Annotated in this window: 10 protein-coding genes and 1 pseudogene; 4 read left to right on the top strand and 7 right to left on the bottom strand. The window is 33.3% G+C overall.

The window, feature by feature from the left end:
* Nucleotides 1–11 precede the first annotated feature (11 nt).
* Nucleotides 12–824 (top strand): transposase family protein, encoded by an 813-nt coding sequence (locus HGO49_RS01295; RefSeq protein WP_409350570.1) that lies wholly within the window; start codon nt 12–14, stop codon nt 822–824.
* A 47-nt stretch (nt 825–871) separates the two neighbouring features.
* Nucleotides 872–1,150, top strand: a pseudogene (locus tag HGO49_RS01300) (patatin-like phospholipase family protein); the annotation flags it as partial.
* Between the two features lie 105 nt (nt 1,151–1,255).
* Here the strand turns inward: HGO49_RS01300 and wmk (HGO49_RS01305) are convergent.
* The 5 genes from wmk (HGO49_RS01305) to wmk (HGO49_RS01325) all read right to left on the bottom strand — a co-directional run bounded on the left by wmk (HGO49_RS01305) (nt 1,256) and on the right by wmk (HGO49_RS01325) (nt 6,216).
* Nucleotides 1,256–2,161: a WO male-killing family protein Wmk gene (gene wmk / locus HGO49_RS01305; protein WP_172758427.1), complete on the bottom strand. Its 906-nt coding sequence runs from the start codon at nt 2,159–2,161 to the stop codon at nt 1,256–1,258.
* A gap of 38 nt (nt 2,162–2,199) precedes the next feature.
* Nucleotides 2,200–3,120, bottom strand: coding sequence for a WO male-killing family protein Wmk (gene wmk, locus HGO49_RS01310; RefSeq protein WP_172758426.1), 921 nt, complete (start codon nt 3,118–3,120; stop codon nt 2,200–2,202).
* A 96-nt stretch (nt 3,121–3,216) separates the two neighbouring features.
* On the bottom strand, nt 3,217–4,353 hold the full coding sequence (locus HGO49_RS01315; protein ID WP_172758400.1) for a hypothetical protein: 1,137 nt from the start codon (nt 4,351–4,353) through the stop codon (nt 3,217–3,219).
* A 132-nt stretch (nt 4,354–4,485) separates the two neighbouring features.
* Entirely contained in the window at nt 4,486–5,142 is a 657-nt protein-coding gene (locus tag HGO49_RS01320; RefSeq protein ID WP_172758425.1) for a JAB domain-containing protein, read from the bottom strand.
* Between the two features lie 165 nt (nt 5,143–5,307).
* Nucleotides 5,308–6,216 carry a WO male-killing family protein Wmk gene (gene wmk / locus HGO49_RS01325; RefSeq protein WP_172758424.1) on the bottom strand — a complete coding sequence of 303 codons (909 nt, stop codon included), beginning with the start codon at nt 6,214–6,216 and terminating at the stop codon, nt 5,308–5,310.
* Between the two features lie 129 nt (nt 6,217–6,345).
* On the opposite strand from wmk (HGO49_RS01325), the gene HGO49_RS01330 reads away from it, so the two are divergent.
* On the top strand, nt 6,346–7,290 hold the full coding sequence (locus tag HGO49_RS01330; RefSeq protein ID WP_172758423.1) for an Rpn family recombination-promoting nuclease/putative transposase: 945 nt from the start codon (nt 6,346–6,348) through the stop codon (nt 7,288–7,290).
* 98 nt (nt 7,291–7,388) lie between these two features.
* Here HGO49_RS01330 and HGO49_RS01335 read toward each other — a convergent pair whose 3' ends face one another.
* Together HGO49_RS01335 and HGO49_RS01340 are read right to left on the bottom strand one after the other, a co-directional pair.
* Nucleotides 7,389–15,899, bottom strand: a complete 8,511-nt coding sequence (locus tag HGO49_RS01335) for an ankyrin repeat domain-containing protein (RefSeq protein WP_172758422.1) — start codon at nt 15,897–15,899, stop codon at nt 7,389–7,391.
* 32 nt (nt 15,900–15,931) lie between these two features.
* Nucleotides 15,932–17,227, bottom strand: a complete 1,296-nt coding sequence (locus HGO49_RS01340) for a hypothetical protein (protein WP_172758421.1) — start codon at nt 17,225–17,227, stop codon at nt 15,932–15,934.
* Between the two features lie 711 nt (nt 17,228–17,938).
* Here HGO49_RS01340 and HGO49_RS07480 point away from each other — a divergent pair.
* Complete coding sequence (locus HGO49_RS07480) at nt 17,939–20,404, top strand: TomO hydrophobic C-terminal domain-containing protein (protein WP_172758420.1); 2,466 nt, start codon at nt 17,939–17,941, stop codon at nt 20,402–20,404.
* Nucleotides 20,405–20,520: the final 116 nt, after the last annotated feature.

Raw genomic sequence — 20,520 nt, forward strand, 5'->3', positions numbered from 1 at the left:
GTTACTATAAAATGAAGAAGCACCCAAGAAACTTTCGTAGTATAACAGGTTTAACTATAGAGGAGTTTGAAAAGGTGGTGGAAAAAGTGAGGTCTGAGTGGAAAAAACTTGAAAAACAGAAAAAGTGCCATGGTAGAAGATCACAACTACCAACTCTGGAAGATAAGTTATTTTGCGTAATTTTGTACTATCGCACTTACATAACACATAGATTTTTAGGGTGCCTGTTCAATATGCACAACGCAAATGTATGTAGGTTACTGAAGAAAATAGAGCCATTACTTGCCAAGAAAGTTACTATAACAAAAGATAGAAGTATGACATCAGAAAAAATACTAAAGATTCTGGCTGATGTTACAGAACAGCAAATACAGAGGCCAGAAGATAGTAAAAAACGGAAGAAATCATATTCAGGAAAAAAAAGAACCAACACTATGAAAACTGAGATTGTTATCGAAGAAGATGGAAGAATTTTATCAGTGTCAAAGTCATATCGTGGTAGAATTAGTGATTTTCGCATAAGGAAACAAGAAAAATATTTACCAATTAACAGCATAAAACATGCCGATTCTGGATATCAAGGTTGGCAAAAATTGCAAAGCAATGTTATAATTCCATATAAAAAGTATCGTAAAAAGCCATTAACTTCAGAGCAAAAAGAGCATAATAGACGATTAGCATCATTTAGAATGAGAGTAGAAAATAAGATCCGTGAGGTAAAGATATTTAAGATTATGTCCCATGTTTACCGCAATTTTCAGAAAAAATACAACCTGAGGTTCAATATTATTGCTGGTATTGTGAATCTTAAGCACGCCTTTTAGTTAATCTTGATTTTAGCTACTCTCCTTCCTTTTTTTATCCCTTGATTCGCAGCAGGTCTATAGATAATTCAAGGAGATTTGGAAAAATAAGCTGGATAAAACCACTACTACATGTGATGTTTGCCTCAAGTTTAGATGCAGTAAACTATCAACTTAATCAAGTTATAGCTGATAAATATATACGTATACAATCGCAACTAAAAATAGCATCACCTGACATGGATAATATTACATCAAAAAATATCAAATCTCTTCAGCAAGAGGCAAAGGCAATGATAGAGGATAATCAAAAAGTGATAGAGAAATTTTGTGATGTTATATCTTGATAAGTAGAGATGCCAAATTCTGCAGAGCTAAACAAGTTTTTAGAATAGATATATTAAACACATAACTATTTTTACTTATATCTTAATATATTGTTTAACACTCCCTCAATTTTCACACTCATCAGCAGTTAGGCCACTTGCTCGCACAATAATATCAATAGCAACACCTACCTTTGCTAGATTTTTTGCAACCTTGATCCTTTCTGTTTTTTTAACTTTTTCCTTGCCACTTTTCATATTTTCAGATAGAGATTTGACTAATGATTCTTGTTCTCCGTACTCATCCATTAAACTCAATAGCTTTTTGCTTTCTCTTGTTTTAGGTAGCAGAACTTTAATATTCACTGATAATGCATTTGATATTTCATATAATTTATCAAATGTTATAGCAGTATAGCCTCTTTCATACTCGTGTATTTCCTTGAGCGTTAAATCAACTTTATCTGCCAAATCTTTTTGAGTATATCTTCTTATCAACCTCCATTCTCTTATTCTTTGCCCTATTCTGTAATATATAGAATCAGTGCAGACTTCTTTCTCTGTATTATCATACTCGTAAATAGATAAGCCTGTTGCCTGGGAAATTATGTCAACTGACACTCCTTCTTTAACTAGATTTTTTGCTATTTCCAACCTTGCTTCTTCTTGATTAATTTTTTCGCTAATATGAACAAACCTGACTAATGAAGGTACTATCTTACCTAACTTTTGATTCTCGTATATTTTCGTTAGATAGAGTATTTCTTCGTCTTCATCTTTATACTCTCTTACTGTTATTGGTTTAGGTAATAGATCTACAGCATTAACTGATAATACTCTTGCTATTACATATAGTACTCCAATTGGAATAGGAGTATAACCATTCTCATAGCTGTTCACTTCTTGGTATGTTAAACCTATTTGACCTGCTAATCCTATTTGAGTATGACCTTGCATTAACCTACAATTTTCTATTCTTTGCCCTATTCCATAGCTAACATTGCTTGCAGAAACAAACACATATACCTCCATTTAAGAAAAAAACTTTATTGCTATAATTTTTTCATGAGCTACCCATCTAAAACTACATCAACAGGTAAACCTACTGCTTGCAAAATAATATCAATAGAAATTCCACCTTTTACTAGATCCTTTGCAACTTTAATCCTTTCTATCTCTCTCACTTTCTCCTCACAAATCCTTATGCCTTCAAATAAAGATCTTATTAGTGCATTGCGTAGTTCTTGGCTCTCAATTTCTTTGTATTCTTTAATCAAATCAGGTAGCTCATTTTTCACTTTACTCCCTTCCTCTATTAGTAGATCCGTAATATTAATCGATAATGCTTCTGCCACTTCATATAATTTATCAAGTGGAACAGCAGTCCTTCCTTGTTCATAGTTGCTTATTTCGTCACGTGTTGTATTCATTTTCTCTGCTAAATCTTTTTGAGTATACTCTCTCACTAGTCTCCATTCTTTTATCTTCTTTCCTATTTGGCAATAAATAGAACCTCCTTTTTCTTCAACGCATTCATCAGCAGAGAGACCAATTGTTTTTGCAACAATATCAACAGAAACTCCTGCTTTAACCAAACCTTTTGCAATCTTTATTTTCTCTGCTTTCCTACTACTTTTTTCACTAACTTGGACAAATTGGGTTAATAAACAAAACATCTTACGTAACTCCTGATCATTAATCTTTTTATATTCTCTTACTAGATTTAATATTTCTTCTTCCTCATCTTCAAGACAGATTTTTTCATTTGATACAGGAATAAGATCCGTAATACTGATTGATAGTGTCTCAGCTATAGCATACAACCTTTCAATTGGAACTCTACGATTCCCTTTCTCATATTGCAGTATTACCCAGTACTTTACACCAATTTTCTCCGCTAAATCCTTCTGAGTATAACCTCGCTCTAACCTCCAATTTTTTACTTTTTCCCCTACTTCACAGTCTAGACTTTTTTCCACTAAAAGAACCATACATATAATATTTTCTACTATAGCTCAATTTTGTTAAGGCTCCAGATATAACGGTAAGAAAAAAACTCTGGAACCTTAAAGTTGACTGTAGACACATTAAAGTTCCCTAAAGGTTTCTTTACTACCTCCACATACCCTATTTACCCATGAAGACAATACTTCATCATTGCTAATCTCTTTTATAGCATGCTTTTCACTCCATATGCCACATCTAGTGAAACTACCTCTCTCTACTGCTTCTTTAAGTTTTACTCCCCCGAAAAGGCAATTTTTTCCTACTTCTTCTCCTATTTTTTGTAATTCAGCCCACATTTCCTTGTTTTCTACTCTGACTTGTACTTGATCATATTTTTCTACATCATGGTACAATACAATATTTAGCTTACCAACGCTTGTAGGAAATTCCAATATAATGGATCTTCCATCTGACATATCAGTATAGTTTCTTATACCTCCCTTCTCACTTTTAACCTCAACTGCATCATTGCCAATTTTTAAAATATTACTTCCTAATTCTCTCAGTATTTTGGCTACCTCTACCTTGCTATCATCAGAAAATTCTATATACGATGTTGTATTATCTATCTCAACATCTATTAATTCTCCTTCTTGCACAGCACTTTCGCCAGCCTTCTCTAGTTCTTCTAGTCTCTTATCTATCTGTGGCTGAACTTCTGGTTGTAGCTCATTATAGATTTCACCTATCAGTTTATTCTGTAGTAGAGTATCATGAAACTCTGCACCGCTTAGCATTAATTTTCGTATTAGCTTTTTACGATCACTTTTTTCTAATTTGTGAAAATGTGTACCTAATACTACATATTCTGCAAAACTCCATTCGCCATCATTACATGCATTTAGCCTTGCTCCAGAAGTTAGTACTTGGTCTACAGCCTTGTGCAGTTCATTTGGACTTTTTGCTCTTACCACAGCACTTTTAAGCCAGCTCAACTTTTCTGCACTTGGCTTTATTTTTTGCAAAGCTGAAGCAAATGGATTCAACCCTTCTGGATAATCTGCTTGATTACTCAAAGGTTTTGTGCCATATATGTAGTCAAGTCCTTTTCCATAGTTGATTTTGTTTTCGTGAACGTTTCTGCTAGGGAAAGGCATTGTATCTTCCGGTTTTATCTCCTTCTGATTATCAATTTTGCTCACAAACTTAGACTGCTTTATATCAACGCCTTCAAGAGCACCAAATATTTTCTTCAATAACTTGTCTTTACTAGTCATATAACCCCCATATTAAAAATACTTTTTAAGTATATAAATCTTAGTTTATACATTCTATTACTCATTATAAATTATAGTGAGTAGATTTGCAAATACTTTCTCCTAATCAGTTTAGATGCTAAATTCTTTCTGCTATAACAATCCGTTTTCTCTAAAGCTAAAATAGCCCCCACTTGTGATAATAATATGATCAAATAATCTAACGCTTACAGTACTACACGCTGCTGCTAAGCTCTTCGTTACTGCTTGATCTTCTTCTGATGGTTCTAAACTCCCACCTGGGTGGTTGTGTGACATTATTATTAATGTTGCATTTTTTATTAATGCTTTTTTTATAATCTCCTTTATGTATACCGGTGCTTTTTCCATTTCACCGATATAGGATTCTTCTCCAATTAGTTGACGCCTTTTATTCAAGTACAGTATTTTTACACATTCCCTTTCTGAGTGGCCTATACTTACGTTTAAGTACTCTACTAGCCTTTGTAAGTCCATTATTGGCTCACTTTTGAGCTTTTCTCTCAGTACCCTTTCTAGTGTTTCCTTAACACACATAATCATTGCTACTGCAGAATCAGTTACTCCTTCTACAACTTTCAGGTCATCCATTTCTCGACCTAAAATCCTTCCTACTCCTGTATAAGTATTCACCAGATTTTTAGCAATTTCCTGAGCTTGTGGCCTTTCATGTACCGCACTTAGAAACGTTTCCATTATTTCACGATCAAGTAGTGCTTTGCCTTTGCTTTCTAATATTCTGAATTCGATTTCTTCTTTACTTTTATTCATATAATTTACCCTTCACTAACAACAAACTTTTTTTAAATATTTACTGCTGTTTTTTTATCAGCATTGGCATAAAGCCATAGCTTCCGAGTGAAGTCAAATCAATTTTTAAATCTTTTTTACTTATTTTTTTATCAAAAAGTGAAGATATTAATATATGATGATTTTTTATTGTTGAATTTCGCCTAAAGAGAGGCCTGTTATTTGCAAAATAATATCGGTAGAAATTCCTTTTTTAACTAAGTTCTTTGCAATTTTCATCTTTTCTACTCTCTTCACTTTCTCTTTGCAAACTTGTATGCTTTCAAACAGAGATTTTATTAGTACATGACGTAATTCTTGGCTTTTAATCTTTTTGTATTCTTCTATTAACCTTGATAGTTCCACTTCACTATTCTCATTTTCTCTTGTTTCTGGAAGCAGATCTGTAATATTAATTAATAGCATCTTTGCTATTTCATCTAACATTTCAAGTGAAACAGCAGCTCGTCCTTGTTCATATTCATATATTCTTTGATTTATTACGCCCACTTTGCTTGCTAAATCTTCTTGAGTGTATCCTCGTATCAATCTCCATTCTTTTATTCTTTGACCTACTTTATACGGAATAGAAATTTTTTTCTCATCATTATCATATTCATCAATAGATAAACTGGTCGTTTGAGAGATAGAAACTCCTTCCTTAACCAAACCCTTTGCTACTTCTATTTTTACCGCTTTTCCACTTTTTTCCTCACTAATACGGATGAATTTAGTTAATAAATAAAACGTTTCACGTAATTCTTGATCCTTAATCTCTCTATGTCTTCTTACTAGATTTAATACCTCTTCTCCCTCATACCTTCCCTCATTTGATACTTCTTGTCCGCAAGCTAGATCTCTAGCAGTTGTTGATAATGCTTCTGCTAATTCATATAACTTCTTAATTGAAATTCTGCGTGTTCCTTTTTCATATTGCAGTATTACCTGATATGTTGTACCGATTTTTTTTGCTAATTCTTTTTGAGTATATTTTCTTTTTAACCTCCAGCTTTTCACTTTTTCTGCTATCTGATACCTTATAGAGATATTTGCCATAAATATTATACAGGTTAATACTACCAAATAAAGATATACAAAAGGGATGCTTCTTTCTATGTTTGAATTTTAGTTGAATATTTCTTCACAATTGTGTATAATTATTAATGCTTTTTATCTTACTTTCTCATGGCTCTTTCGAAGTTTCTCGATCCAAAATTAGATTTAACATTTAAGAAAATCTTCGGTACTGAAAAAAACAAGAATATCCTTATCCATTTTTTGAATGATATCTTAGGCTTTACTGGAGTTAATGCTATTCAGGATGTTGAGTTTCTCAGCACCATTATGAATCCTGAGATTGCTTCTGATAAACAAAGCATTGTTGATGTCCTCTGTAAGGATTCTCTCGGAAATAGGTATATTGCGGAAATGCAGCTTGCTCGTGATAAAGGCTTTGAGAAACGTGCCCAACTTTATGCTGCCAAAGCCTACTCGAGACAGTCTGGCAATTACATTGATTTTAAAACTGTTTTCTTTATTGCTATTTCCAATAGTACTCTTTTTCCCTCAGATGTTTATTATATTTCCACTCATAATATACGCGATATAAAGACTAACGGACATTATTTAAAAGATTTTCAATTTGTCTTCATTGAACTACCTAAATTTACAAAAAGTAAAGTAGAGCAGTTGGAAACTACTGTTGAGAGATGGTGCTTTTTCTTCAAATACGCAGAAGAGACAACTGATGAAGATTTAAGGAAAATAGCAGAAAAGTCACCGATAATAAAGTTAGCATATGATGAGTTAGATAAGTTTCATTGGAATGAGAAAGATCTTGTAGCTTATGAAGAAAGGGTAATGGATTTACAAAAAGAAGCTGCTATCTTGGAACAAAAACTCGATGATGCTACTCAAAAAGGTAGACAAAAAGGTAGACAAGAAGGTAGACTAGAAGGTAGACTAGAAGGTAGACTAGAAGGCATCCAAATCGGCCATGAAAAAGGTAAAATTGAAGGTAAAATTGAAGTTGCAAAAAATTCACTCAAGGCCGGTGTCCCTATAGATGTTATCGCTCAAATTACCGGTCTCTCTCATTCTGAAATTTCACAACTCAAAGAAAAAACATAATTATTCACTTCAATATTAGTGAACTGTCTAAAATAGCTATAAAGATTGCACATAGAATTAGATAGATTACTACCATAACGAAACATCTAGCCCTCCATTTATTTTCCGATTTCAGTCTTATCGCCTATAATTCTTACTTCATCCATGTTAGTGCCAGGAACTCCAAACTTTTCCTTACCTTGCTGTATAGCTCTTATAATCATATCCTCATCTATAGACCTCATCGATTGCTCTCTTGGTGATAAAAGATTTTCATAAATCGGTTGTTTATGTCTCCTCCCATTAACAAGACGAACAGCTAAGTCACCTAATATTAGTGCACTATCTACCACAGCGTTGTTTATTTCTGGCACAACTGTAACATTTGATCTTACTTTTTCCCGATTGGAAGACCAATTCCTATTGGTAATATTTCCTTTCGGTGCACCTAGTGATTTTCTAGACTGTGGTATGGTAGCATTATACATCTTTTCTAACCCTGCAGAGCATGCATCGGTATCTCCTGATTTAGAGTCTTCCGATTCTTTGACAGCAAATTTGTTTGTCACACTTGATACTAACCCATCCACAGAGCTTTTTAAACAACCAAGTAAACCATTTATCCACGAAGATGGTTTTGCGCCACTGCTTGTTGCTATCTCTGGTTGATTACTTAAATCCGTAGCAAGAGGTTTGCGTGACAAGTGATGAGAATTATGATCTCCATGGTGATGACGGCGTCTGCGTTGTACAGGTTTTTCCTCATTACCTTTAATATTCGCTACTTGGCTCACAAACTCCCCAAACATAGTTCGATTAGAGCTATCTAGCAAGTAATCACCTAACCTTTCTGGTAACACTAGGATCTGAGAATCATTTGACTTGTTCCTAGCCCTTATAGCTTCGAGGGAATGAGAACCTGCTTTACCATCTAATTCTTGTATATCACGTTTCTTGTGAACAGAACTGCAATCCTCAATCTTCCACATACCTTCCCTATCATTACCGCATGAGCCTGGAGGATTATTTTTGCTTGATGGAACCCAGTTATATACTCCTCTCCTCTGGTTTTCATAACTTAAAGCAGAACTACCACTAGCGGCGTATAAGTATTCATCAAAATTAACATTCGTGATACAAACATAATCTCCATATGGTTGAATCTTCCACATACCCTGTCTATCATTACCACATGAACCTGGAGGATTATTTTTACTTGATGGAACCCAGTTATATATTGCTCTCCTCTGGTTTTCATAACTTAAAGCAGAATTACCACTAGCAGCGTATAAGTATTCATCAAAATTAACATTCGTGATACAAACATAATCTCCATATGGTTGAATCTTCCACATACCTTGCCTATCATTACCGCATGAGCCCGGAGGATTATTTTTACTTGATGGAACCCAGTTATATACTCCTCTCCTCTGGTTTTCATAACTTAAAGCAGAACTACCACTAGCGGCGTATAAGTATTCATCAAAATTAACATTTATAATACATACTTTTGACGAAAACACTGCATTTTTTATTGATTCTGGTAACTTGCTTTTTAATTCTTCAAAGTGAGATATTTGTTCTTTATTATTTATCTTCTCCATAACTTCCTTTATACAATAGGCTAACTTCAGTATTGAACCATCATTAAAGTTACTTGCTTCAATATTAGCACCTCTATCTAGTAGAAAGTCAATTATATCCGGCTTATTATATTGAGCAGCTACGCACATAGGTACTTGACCATTTTTGTCTTTCGCTTTAATATCAGCTCCTTTCTCAATGAGAAACTCAGTAGCTCCTAAACATCCTCTCCGTGCAGCATAGTGTAGTGATGTCCAACCATCTTTATCAGCATTATCAACACTTACTCCTTTGCTTAGGAAAAGCTCTATAATATTTTTATTATTGTTCTCACTAGCAATATGAATAGGTTTTTTACCAGAATTGTCTGCAGTATTAATATTGGCTCCCTTACCAATAAGAAATCTAGCACTATCTAATTGACCAAACTCAGCAGCATAGTGTAGAGAGGTTGAACCATTTTTATCAGTTTCATCAACTCTTACTCCCTGTTTCAGAAGAAACTCTGTAATATTTACGTGATTATTCATAACAGCAAAGTGCATAGGAGTCCTGCCAAGTATATCTTTAGCATTTACATTAGCTCCCCTATCAACTAAAAACTTAGCAATATCTGAATGACCTTTCAATGCAGCCCAGTGTAGTAATGTGCAGCCATATTTATCAGTCGCATTAACACTCACATCTTTACTAACAAAAAACTCTACTGTGCCTAAGTTACCACTCCAGGTATAATAAAACTCGCCATGCGTTCTGTCGTCAATATCTTTAGCGATAAGATCATTAATTGTCTTTAGATCCTTTTCATTTTTTACAGTAAGTAACAATTCTTTATCTAAGTGTGCTTGCATAAAAACTTGCCTCATTGTACCAGAATTAGTATAACGTTCCTCATCCTCAGGAGTTCTACCACTGTTATCTTTAACATCAATATCAGCACCTTTACTTATAAGATACTTCACCATACCTAAATGATGAATAGAACGTGAAGCATAATGTAGAGGGGTTTTACCATCTTTATCTTTAATATTAACATCAGCACCCAGATTTACAAGATCTTTTACTTTATTAAAATCACCATCTTGTGCTGCAGCCAGTAATTTTCTGTCTAATTCTGTGTGTTTTAAAAATCCTACTATGTCTGTATAATTCCCTTGAATAGCCAAGTCTAAAGGTGTTTTTCCATCTTTATTTTTAGCTTCAATATTAGCCCCTCTACTTGAAAGTACTCTAACTATATCAAGCCTGTCTTTGAAAACTGCATGATGTAAAGGTGTCTGGTCATCTTTGATTTTAGCTTCAATGTTAACACCTTTATCTATAAGAAATTCAATTATTTTAGGTGTAGTATTATTGTGCTGAATAGCCACATGCAAAGGTGTTAAACCATCATTAGTTTTAGCTTCAAGGCTAGCCCCTTTATCTACAAGAAGCTCAATTATTTTCAATTGACCATAAGCATTTGCTATATGTAAAGGTGTTTCCCCAATGTTAGTTCTAGCCTCAATATTAGCATTTCGATTTAAAATTGCCCTAGATATATCAAGCTTATTATCATTGTCAGCAGCACAGTGCAAAGGCGCCCAACTACGTTTATCTCTAATACTAACATCTGCACCCATACTGAGAAGATTCTCAACTTCACTAAGATTATTTCGTCTCACAGCATCAAACAGTTGCTCTGTCGATAGAATTGCTTTTTCCTTATTAAATTCCACTATAACATCTTCTGAGTTACAAATAGAAGCTATACACTTTGAGTTAGAAACTATTGCATCATTAAAAGCAAGCATCATTTCTCTTGCTGGTTGGTAAGTATTCCAATTCTCTACTTTTACAAGAGTGTTATTTTTATGTGATAGCAATAAGGTATCATTCATAACTTTCATATCGAAATCTAATATAGACTTACCTTTCAAATCAACCAAACCAATATCATTCTTATTAATAGGCTGATTATGATAAATCTCTAACCCTTGCTCATCTGGTTGGTAATACCTGAAAGAACTAAATTCATCAGCTCTTTCTCCAAATTCTTCTGGTTCCATAATTTTGTCGCTCAACTCTATGGATAAATCCCAGTTTTTATGAACAGAAGAATAGTAATCCGATATTGATAATGCTCCTCTATCTGATAACAATAGCAAATCATTATTTAGCTTCAAAAAAAGTACTTTGTCTGAGTCAAATGTGAAACAATTATGATGATTTAAAAGATCAGTACCATTAACACTAAATCTTCCATCTATTCTCAAACTATGAGAGCAATAATCTCGCTCTAATTCTCCATTCTGAAGTTTGTAATATTTTTCCCCATCAAATGTAACTGTGACATCTTTATAATCTGGTAGCAAGGTTACATTTAGGCCATTTTTATTAATCTTTATTTCCCCTTTATCGTTTTCTATAAATGGCATATCATTTAATGTACTATTTAATTGGCTAAAATCTAATATACCATTTGCTTGAGCAATCGTAATATTAGCGTTCCTGTTATCGAAAAGATAAAGATGACTTATATTACTTGGAGCTTCCCAGTAAAAATTATGATGTTCTTTATCAGGATAAAAAATATGATTACTGGAACTACCTATAGTACTATGATAATTAGCACTTGATAATTGCTTTGTAATATTAAAGTTTGAATTTTCTATTTTTCTTAAATTATCTAATTCATCATCTAACACAATATCACCTCTCAAGCTTTTTGTCACATGCAAGTTTGTTACTATGCTAGTCTTATCATCTATTTTCGTTGGTGTTACAAATAAACCATCTGCTGTTTTTACCGACGTTTGTTTATCTACACTTATAAAGGCTCCACTTTTATTATAGATGTTTGTTATGTTATTAACGTGGGTTATGTTACCTACATCATTAAAGTTTATCGGCAATAATACTAAACCTTTTCCATAAATAGAATCACCAAAATAACCCTTTATTGTGGTAAAATTCTTTACCGTTATTACATCATTTCCACCTTTACCGTCTACATAATCTGCATAAGAAACTTTTATGTGATTAGCTTGATTGCTACCAATAATAGAATGTATGTTTATTGAATCTGTGGTAAGATTACCTTGTGTTATGACTATGTTCTTTTGTCCATCTGCTCCTAAATCACAAGAGAACTTTCCTGTTATATAAAAAAAATTGCTACCAGGATTATGCACCTTACAGCTATCTAGCGACTTTTCAAAATAGTACCTATTCTCTACCTTATCTCTTCTATATCGATCACCATTTAAAATATCCTTTTCTTGAAAAACAACATTAATATTAGCATTTTGAGATGGTATATGATACATGCTCCCATACCCACGGGAATTTGTATTTCTATATATAACCGAATTATAACAGTCGCTAGGGTACTCTTGTAAAAACCACTTTTCAAATGTTCTATTCAGTAATACATTGCTATGATCATATAAATTATCACATCCTGAACCAATTCCATTTACAACACAGTCAGTACAGGGAGGGTTATCAACTTGTACTTTAACATCACTATCACGTGGTCCACAAACGACACTATAACTTTCAATGTTTGTAGGAATCACTCTGGAATTAATATCACTGATATGAAACGGATATGCAACATTTGTATTGAATCCAAAATCAAACTTAGTATCAACTATTTTTGTGTTAGTATGACAGTAAGCTCTAAAGAGTTGTATCTCCGCATCACCACGCTTTTCCTTTGTAACCAATATATAAGGCAATGACATAACTATTTTATCATAATTATCTTTATATTGGCTTATAAGCTTTAATACATATTGTTTATATATACTTTCTGCTTCCATATCATTTTCTATATAATCTGGTACCTTTTTGCCAAGAAAAAAATCCCAATAAAAATCATGCTTTTCCTGGTCTGTAAGATTTATGTGCTCTTCTAATTTTTCTACCTCAAGCTCTGCTTCTACAAATTGTGATATGATAATAACAGCAACTGAAACAGCAGCGCCAACCGGACCAGCAAATTCTCCTACTACTCCAGCTTCTAAACCTGCTACTGACATTGTTTCAGTAACAACCGCAGGTACATCTGCAGCTATAAAGATGGAATTAGTTGCGATGTTTAGGTCAGCAATCTTTATATCTACAGGATCTGTTGCACTCTGACGAGCCTTTATCGACTCTGCTAGCCCTAAAAATGCCGCAAAATTACCTATAGCACGTCCCATAACTGGAGCAAATCCCTTTAGCATCTGAGAATCAAGCTTTGTTCCTAATTCTAACATTTTTCCAGAGATTTTTTCACCAATCTTTGGCATCACCCAGAGATTTAATGCATCGTAGCCTAACCCCTCTATGTCCCCATTTGCTATATGCTTACCAACTAAGAATGCTGTAAAGGCAAGACCTGCACCTTCTGCTACTTTTCCTATTTTTTCTGCTACTCCTGATCTTCTCAGAATATTTTTCACTTCTTCTTTGTTCTCTATATTTTCCCTCATTTCTTTCACAATATCCCTAATCTCTGAGTCTATTGAATCCAGATCTATGTCTTTAATCTTTACTACAAATGCTTCTTCAACATTTTTGTCTATAATTTCACCTTTAGATATCTTCTGAGAAACCTTGAAAAGCTGATCATAAAACTCAATATTCTTTACTTTTTCCACCACCTTGTCAGTACTGAACAACTCTTTGATACGCTGTTCTTTTTCCTCCTCTGTAATCTTTTCTTTATCAAGTGAGTCTATGCAGGATATACCTATACTACGTGTTCTTCTTCCTTTAGAACATTGCTGCTGACCAATACTAAAGACAGAACTGTGAACTACCTCAACAGAAGCAAACTCATCTTTGCTCATTAAGATAAGAGAATCTGCACTATTTGCACCTTTATCAAACACAACACCCATAAAAGCCACTTTCTTTCCATCTGTCAGCGTCTTATAAGTTACACCTCTCTTGTATTCATCGGTTATTTGTTTATTTGCTTCATCCCTTAACGCATCAGCTGTTGTGTCTTTCCTTGGTCCTTTAAGTTCTAACCCTACTGGATCGTATTCTTTAGCATTGCTATCATGACCTACAAACTTAATACCATGAATTAGCATATCAATACGTTTTCCCCTTCCAGTTTGAAATTCTGTTAATACTAATGCTCTATTTTCTTGTAACTCTCCTAACTTTATATCACTATAGTGGCTGAATGCTCCATGAAATACAGCTTGAGTATGTGCTTCCTTTTCTACTAAGTTTTTAAAAGGCAGCATTGCCTCACCTATTTTTTTAAATAACTCTTCATATTTGCCTATTGATTGAGATCGATCTTGTGAAGAAACAAGCTGAGACTCTAATACCTTATCAAATGTTTCCTTGAACTCGGCAGGATAAGGAATGTTTTTCCATTCTCCATTAAAAGATTCCTTTCCCCCTTTATACTCATTTAAGGAATTATATCTATTAACCTTCTCTACATCAAAAAAATCTGATTTTCTTTCCTCTTGTAAACTTATACATACCTCTGTTATTTTACCAACTTTTGGTAGATTAATTGGTATTTTCTTCTCACTAAACTCTCCTTTTCCTCCCTCTTTAATGTGAAAAATAAACACCTCTTTATCCTGTCCTTGATTTCCTTTAGTCAGCATAAATGTTGTCACAGGCCTTTCAGTTGATTGTGGACCCGATCTTGTAGAAGCGGCAAGTGGGTACTCATTATATAAAAATACGTATTTCTCTAAATGAATTCTCTCGAACTCATTAGCAAGAAGAAGTTGCCCTAATAGAAATCTACTAAAGTAATTACCTCCTTTCTCCGGCGTACCAGGAAATGTGTGATAAATACGTTCTAGTGGCTGCTTTATTTTATCTTTAACATCAGGAATCGTATCTTGTCTTCCATTCCAGTCTGAAGCTTCCTTCAAGAGTGCTTGCATTGTAGGTGGAGCAATTTTTCTGTCTTCGCGAGGTGATATATGCATTAAAAACTTTTCACTTTCAGTTGAATCCAAGTTTAACCCTACACAAAGCAGATTATCTGAAATGGTTAAAACACGCATCGTATTTGGCTGAAACCCTTTTGCATAATCCTTTGCTTGCTCCAAAGCATTGTTTGGTGTAGTACCACTACTTGTTCCTGCTTTCAATTCAATAATAATTGGAACAGCATTTAATGATCTATCCTTACCACGAGGCACTAGAACAATATCAGCATAACCTCTTCCTGCAAATTGCTCTAAGTAAACTCTAAGGTTATATCTATAGCGGAAATTCACTAGAGCTCCTGCTAAAAACCCATGATGTGCTGCCTCTCTTGTTCCTTGAGCATAGGTAAGTGAATTCTCATATTCAGAGTGAATTTTACCGACTTTTTTAAGAATATTTTCAACAGGTTTTTTCACTTCTTCTGCATTAGGGTTAGTCAGCTTTTCTATATCACCTTCTGGATTATTCCATAATCCCTTCTTTACTTCTAAAAACTCACGTGACGTAGAAATATCTTCATATAACTTATTATCTTCTACCTCAATAAACATTCCTTCATTACTTTTACCAACCTTTACTGATCGAACTTGAAGTTTATTTTTAACATTCCTTATATGCTCACCCTGTGACGTTAAGCCCGATTGATTAAGTATATTTTCTAGATCGCCATAGGTAAACTTTTTATTTATGCTATCAGAATCTGAAATCATAAAAAGACTTACATTCTCTTCATAAGCACCATAACCTTTATCTTTATACTCCTTGTCATTACCCGCATCTCTTACAACAGCAACCTTCAAAGTTTTCGGACCATCAAAGCGAAAATATATTTTTTTAATCCTTAATTCCTTTGCAACTTCTGTGTCTATGAAAGTAGAAAAGCTCCCCAAAAAGAATTGAGGAAAAAATCCTTCTTTACCTACTGAATGTAAATACGAAGGCACCTGATCAACATATGATTGAAACCTTGCTTTGAAAGATTTAAATTCACTGCTTGGTTGAGTTGAAGGATTGACATGACCATCGCCTTTAACAGACCTTGCTTCTTTAATCAATAACTCTATTAACTCAAAATCCTGTGGTCTTTCTTCGTTTGGCATAAAACTCCCTGTTAATATATAACTTTTTTTATTTACCTAGACTGGCTATGTGTTCTTCTAACTTCCACTTCAGTTAGTTCACCACTTGGGCCAGGTCTAATCTCTTGATCAATTCCTTTATCAACAAACTTACCATAGCCTAAAAACTTATTTAATGAGTTACTATCTCCCTTCCCTAATAATATAGAACTTATATGATCTTTTTTAGAGTCCATAAACTCTTTTATTTGCCTAGAATTAGCCTTATCTAACATTGCCCACACTGGCTTCATAAAACCTTTTTCAACCAAATGCACCGAAAATTTTCCTTGAAAAGAAGAATCTTCCATCATTTCCTCGTCCAATGTGAAAGTACGATGATTATCAAATCCTTCTTTTTTCCACATATGCATAAAAACTTCCACACCAGAACCTAAATAATCCTCTGGACAGTCTTTTATCATGAATTTTAACCAAAGAGAGTAATCATCTTCTGAAACTTCACTTGATTTTAAACAATCAAATAGTTCCTGAAATTTATCAAAACTAAGCATGTCTTTCATTCTACCTAAAGAACCATAATAACCATTTTTCTCTAAATCTCTTTTCAAAAGCTCCGAATATTTATCAGGATTTATTTGGCTTAAACAAAATTCAAACACATCAGGATAGCCATTATCATGTGCCGCATGCACTGCAATTCTCATGAAAACTTCATCTTTTTCCTGAGTACTTAACTCACTTTCAGGTAATGAATTAACTTTATCCCAAAAGAATTCTACTGCTTCTACACGTCTTCTCCTCGAACTTATTGCTGCACGGTGTAAACCAAAGACATAAGGATGCTGACCTTTTAGATCTAACTCGGAAATATATCCACTAATGAAATGTGACCAAAATTGCATCATTGCATCTGTACACCAACTTCCACTTACTGATTTAACTAATTTTTTTAGTGCATCTGAATCTCCTTCTTTTATTTTATCTTCCTGTTTAAAATGTTCAAATAGAGAGATTATATCCTCTTCTAAGCAACACCAACATGCGATTTGGTAAAGATAAAAGTCCTTCAGTGGATTGCTTGTACCTTTCCAACTCTGGGGTTCTATCATCTTTTTAGCAACTACTCTTCTATTGAGTTTGATACCATGTATTGTATCGGTTTTTTCCCAACATTCTTCACTTGATAACACATCTAAAAAGAATGGAAGCTTTGCTTCACCCCAGGTACCAAACAAAGGCAAAAATGCACCGCACCAGTTTGTCAATTGAAGTCGTTTAGATTCCTTATAAGGATCATCATCTTTAATAGTAGAGAAAACCGCCTTACTTAGCTCATCAAAGTCCATAATTCTTACCTCACAAACAAAACCATATAAGATATAGAGCTATAATAACTTATAAACTCTATACTAATTTCAACATCATACTACACCTTTGTAACCTGTCAATCACTATTTTAGAAAAATTTTCCAACCTAAAGTGGTTTTAGGCAAAAGACCCTTAATAGGCTCAATACACGACATTTTATTTATTTTGAATTTTGTTCCGTCATGAGCTTGTCTTCATTATTCTTCTGCAAATAAATCAATATTAATTTAGTAAAATATATTATTAAGATCTCAAGCAAAATAACCATTTTCAGCACTCAAAACTAAAAGCCATGAGAAGAAGTTTTCTTGGGATGGGATGGTCTACCAAATGATACATACGAACTTTTTAATATAATAATTTTAACATACGCTAAAATCAGCTATATTGGCTCACTTTTGCTAAATCTATATACGAACTGTTTTGCCTAACCTCATTATAAAGATTTCAAGATTTTATTTTTATAAACCTATTTTTACACAGCTTGTTCTCACAAATGTACGATCTTTTTTACAATTTTAGAAAAAGTCAATAATTGAATTTTTTGTGATGCTAATTTTTAGTATATTCCTAAAGCTAAAGTAGTTATTAACAATACTATATAAAGTGTGAAGAAGTATATAAATCTTGACTTTATTTGTTAAAAATATAATAATTGTACTATATTATTAATATAATGAACATTTAAAATGGCATATCAAGATTTTGACTACTATGAAGCTCTAGGAGTTGATAGTAGCGCTAGTAGACTTGAAATAAGGAAGGCATATCATAAGATATCAAAGATATACCATCCTGATAAGGCTTTGAGTTTTGATGAACAACAACAATACAAAGCTTTAAGAGAAGCTAAGGAAAAAGATACAGAACTTTCACAGTTAGAAAAAAATTTATTGAATAAGCTTGAGAAGAAAATTGAACCGTTCTCTAAGGCTGCTATTGCATACGAAACGTTATGTGATCCTGATAAAAGGAAAAAATATAATAAATACAAAGGGATAAAAAACAGTTATCAACCGGAAAAGAGTTATCAACCGAAAACGAACACAAAGAAAGATATTGAATCTGATTTAATTGAGGCTCTTCACCATAAAGATTTAAAAAAAGTAAAGTCTTTAATAAAAGAATTAAATGATCTGTGTAGGTTAGAAATAATTTCATCAATGTCATTTTTGTTTGTTGAAAATGCTTGTAGTGATGATAATTGGTTCACATTCTTTGAAGAAATTCTATCGTCTAAACAGATTAATTTTAGATACAACTATTATTTTTATAATACCGCTTTCCAACATGCATTTAATGCAAACAACAGAAAAGTTGTGGAGTTGCTATTAAAAAATAGTGTTTATAATATTAATAAAACTTACTCTTTTACTCAAGAAGAAACAGTACCAATTTATCACGCATTAAAACACAATAATCACGACCTAGTAAGCTTGTTTTTTCAATATGGAGCAACCATTCATGTGAGTGATGAAATTGAACAAAAAATTATTGCTACTAGTCATCTTTATAATAAGCAGACAATGGAAATTCTGTTGCAATACACTTCTCCTGAACAAAATACTAAAATAGTAAGGAATCTCATTAAGAATGAATCTAAAATGGATGCGTGTACTGAAATTTTAGCACTATTTGTAGATAAGGGAATTGATCTCTTCGATATAAGATTATCCGAAGCCTTTAGTGATCAGAATCTTGAAAAAGCACAAAACTTAATTAAAGATATTAAGAACTCCAGTACGTGTTTCACTAAGAATCCTGAAAACTTCGGTTTACTTGTTGAAATGGCTTGTAAGAATAATGACTGGTTCAAGTTTTTTAAAGAGGTTTTATCTGATAAAAGGATCAAAATTGACCTTGATGTCAGTATTAAAAGATGTCGAGGTACAGCTTTACAATATGCGTGCAGATTGAAGAAAAAAGATGTTGCAGAGTTACTCTTAGATAATGGGGCTGGTGTTAATAAGGTTGTTAGTGGCAGAACAGCAATCTTTTTTGCTACAATAAAATGCACAAATTCAGAAGAGGTTGAACTTGTAAGATTACTTTTAAACAGGGGAGCTGATCCTTATCTTGGACAAGTCAATATACGTTATCTAAATCATGAAAATGAGGATTTGAAAGAATTGCTCAATCAGGATTACAAATCGAGGTTGTCTGAAGCTTTTAAAAGAGGAAATCTTGAAATAGTAAAGAATCTGGGAAGGCAAATATATCTTTCTAATGCCCTACTTGCTCAAGAGCATTTATATTACTTTGTTAAAAATTCTTGTGATAATGATGATTGGTTCAATTATTTTCAAGACCTGATAAATAGTAAATGTGTCAAGATTAACCTCGATGTTGATATTTCTAGTAGAGCTTTAAATTATGCAGTATTCCACAAAAATGGCAGAAAAGTTGTAGAATTACTAATCAGGCGAAATACTGGTAATAAGATCTATAATAGTGATAATATATCAGATTTTATCACAGCTAGAAGAAGTGCTAAGACTACACAGTCACCTCCAACTGAAGAAACTGGACCTAATCTTATTGATAATAGTAGCAAATCTCTTGTGTGTGAACAAAATACAAAGCAAGTTCCAATCAATCCTACATCAACTATAAAAGACAGTGGATTGACTGGTTGTAACTCTATTCCTTATTCTTCTGAAGAGAAAGCTTTATTAAATACGTCAGCAAGCAATAATAAACAAGATGTACAATCAGAAGTTTTGCTAAGTGAATCTAAAAGTGAAGACGATAAGAGTGATATTACTGTGATATTAGCTGACACTAAAAAGGAAAAACAAGCTCCTACTCAACCTGATGAGCAAGCAAATTCTATAGCTAGGGAAAGTACACAGCCAAAACCAGTAACTAATGAGCAAGACATTAGTGCTAAGGACAATAGCAAAAGTAAACCAAAAGAAAATAATGTGACTTCTCAAAATAAAAATATATATATTGTAGCTACTTCTGCACTTGCACTATCTGGAATTGTTTCAGGAATAGTTATTGCAGTTTACTCAGGAATGTTAGCGATAGGAATAGCAGTTGGAGTTTGTTGTCTAATTACTGCTGCAGTCATGTACTATTGTAATAGTCCTTCAAATTTACTTAAAGATAGCAATACTGAAGTTGCAATGAATCAAGGGCAGGAACTGTAAGGCAGAGTAAGAAGAAATAGCAGGAGGGTTGGCTTTTTGTTACCTATGAAAGGCCAACTATACAAGCAAATTATTGAAAATCCTATCTTTTTGCAATCAATTTATCCAATTTAGTG

Source organism: Wolbachia endosymbiont of Diaphorina citri (genome assembly GCF_013096535.2).
In the GTDB taxonomy this organism is placed as follows: domain Bacteria; phylum Pseudomonadota; class Alphaproteobacteria; order Rickettsiales; family Anaplasmataceae; genus Wolbachia.

Excerpts from the sequence above, each read along its gene's own strand:
- HGO49_RS01320 (WP_172758425.1), bottom strand. The coding sequence starts at position 5,142 with ATGAATAAAAGTAAAGAAGAAATCGAATTCAGAATATTAGAAAGCAAA.
- HGO49_RS01340 (WP_172758421.1), bottom strand. The coding sequence starts at position 17,227 with ATGGACTTTGATGAGCTAAGTAAGGCGGTTTTCTCTACTATTAAAGAT.
- HGO49_RS07480 (WP_172758420.1), top strand. The coding sequence starts at position 17,939 with ATGGCATATCAAGATTTTGACTACTATGAAGCTCTAGGAGTTGATAGT.
- wmk (WP_172758426.1), bottom strand. The coding sequence starts at position 3,120 with ATGGTTCTTTTAGTGGAAAAAAGTCTAGACTGTGAAGTAGGGGAAAAA.
- HGO49_RS01330 (WP_172758423.1), top strand. The coding sequence starts at position 6,346 with ATGGCTCTTTCGAAGTTTCTCGATCCAAAATTAGATTTAACATTTAAG.
- HGO49_RS01295 (WP_409350570.1), top strand. The coding sequence starts at position 12 with ATGAAGAAGCACCCAAGAAACTTTCGTAGTATAACAGGTTTAACTATA.
- HGO49_RS01315 (WP_172758400.1), bottom strand. The coding sequence starts at position 4,353 with ATGACTAGTAAAGACAAGTTATTGAAGAAAATATTTGGTGCTCTTGAA.
- HGO49_RS01335 (WP_172758422.1), bottom strand. The coding sequence starts at position 15,899 with ATGCCAAACGAAGAAAGACCACAGGATTTTGAGTTAATAGAGTTATTG.
- wmk (WP_172758424.1), bottom strand. The coding sequence starts at position 6,216 with ATGGCAAATATCTCTATAAGGTATCAGATAGCAGAAAAAGTGAAAAGC.
- wmk (WP_172758427.1), bottom strand. The coding sequence starts at position 2,161 with ATGGAGGTATATGTGTTTGTTTCTGCAAGCAATGTTAGCTATGGAATA.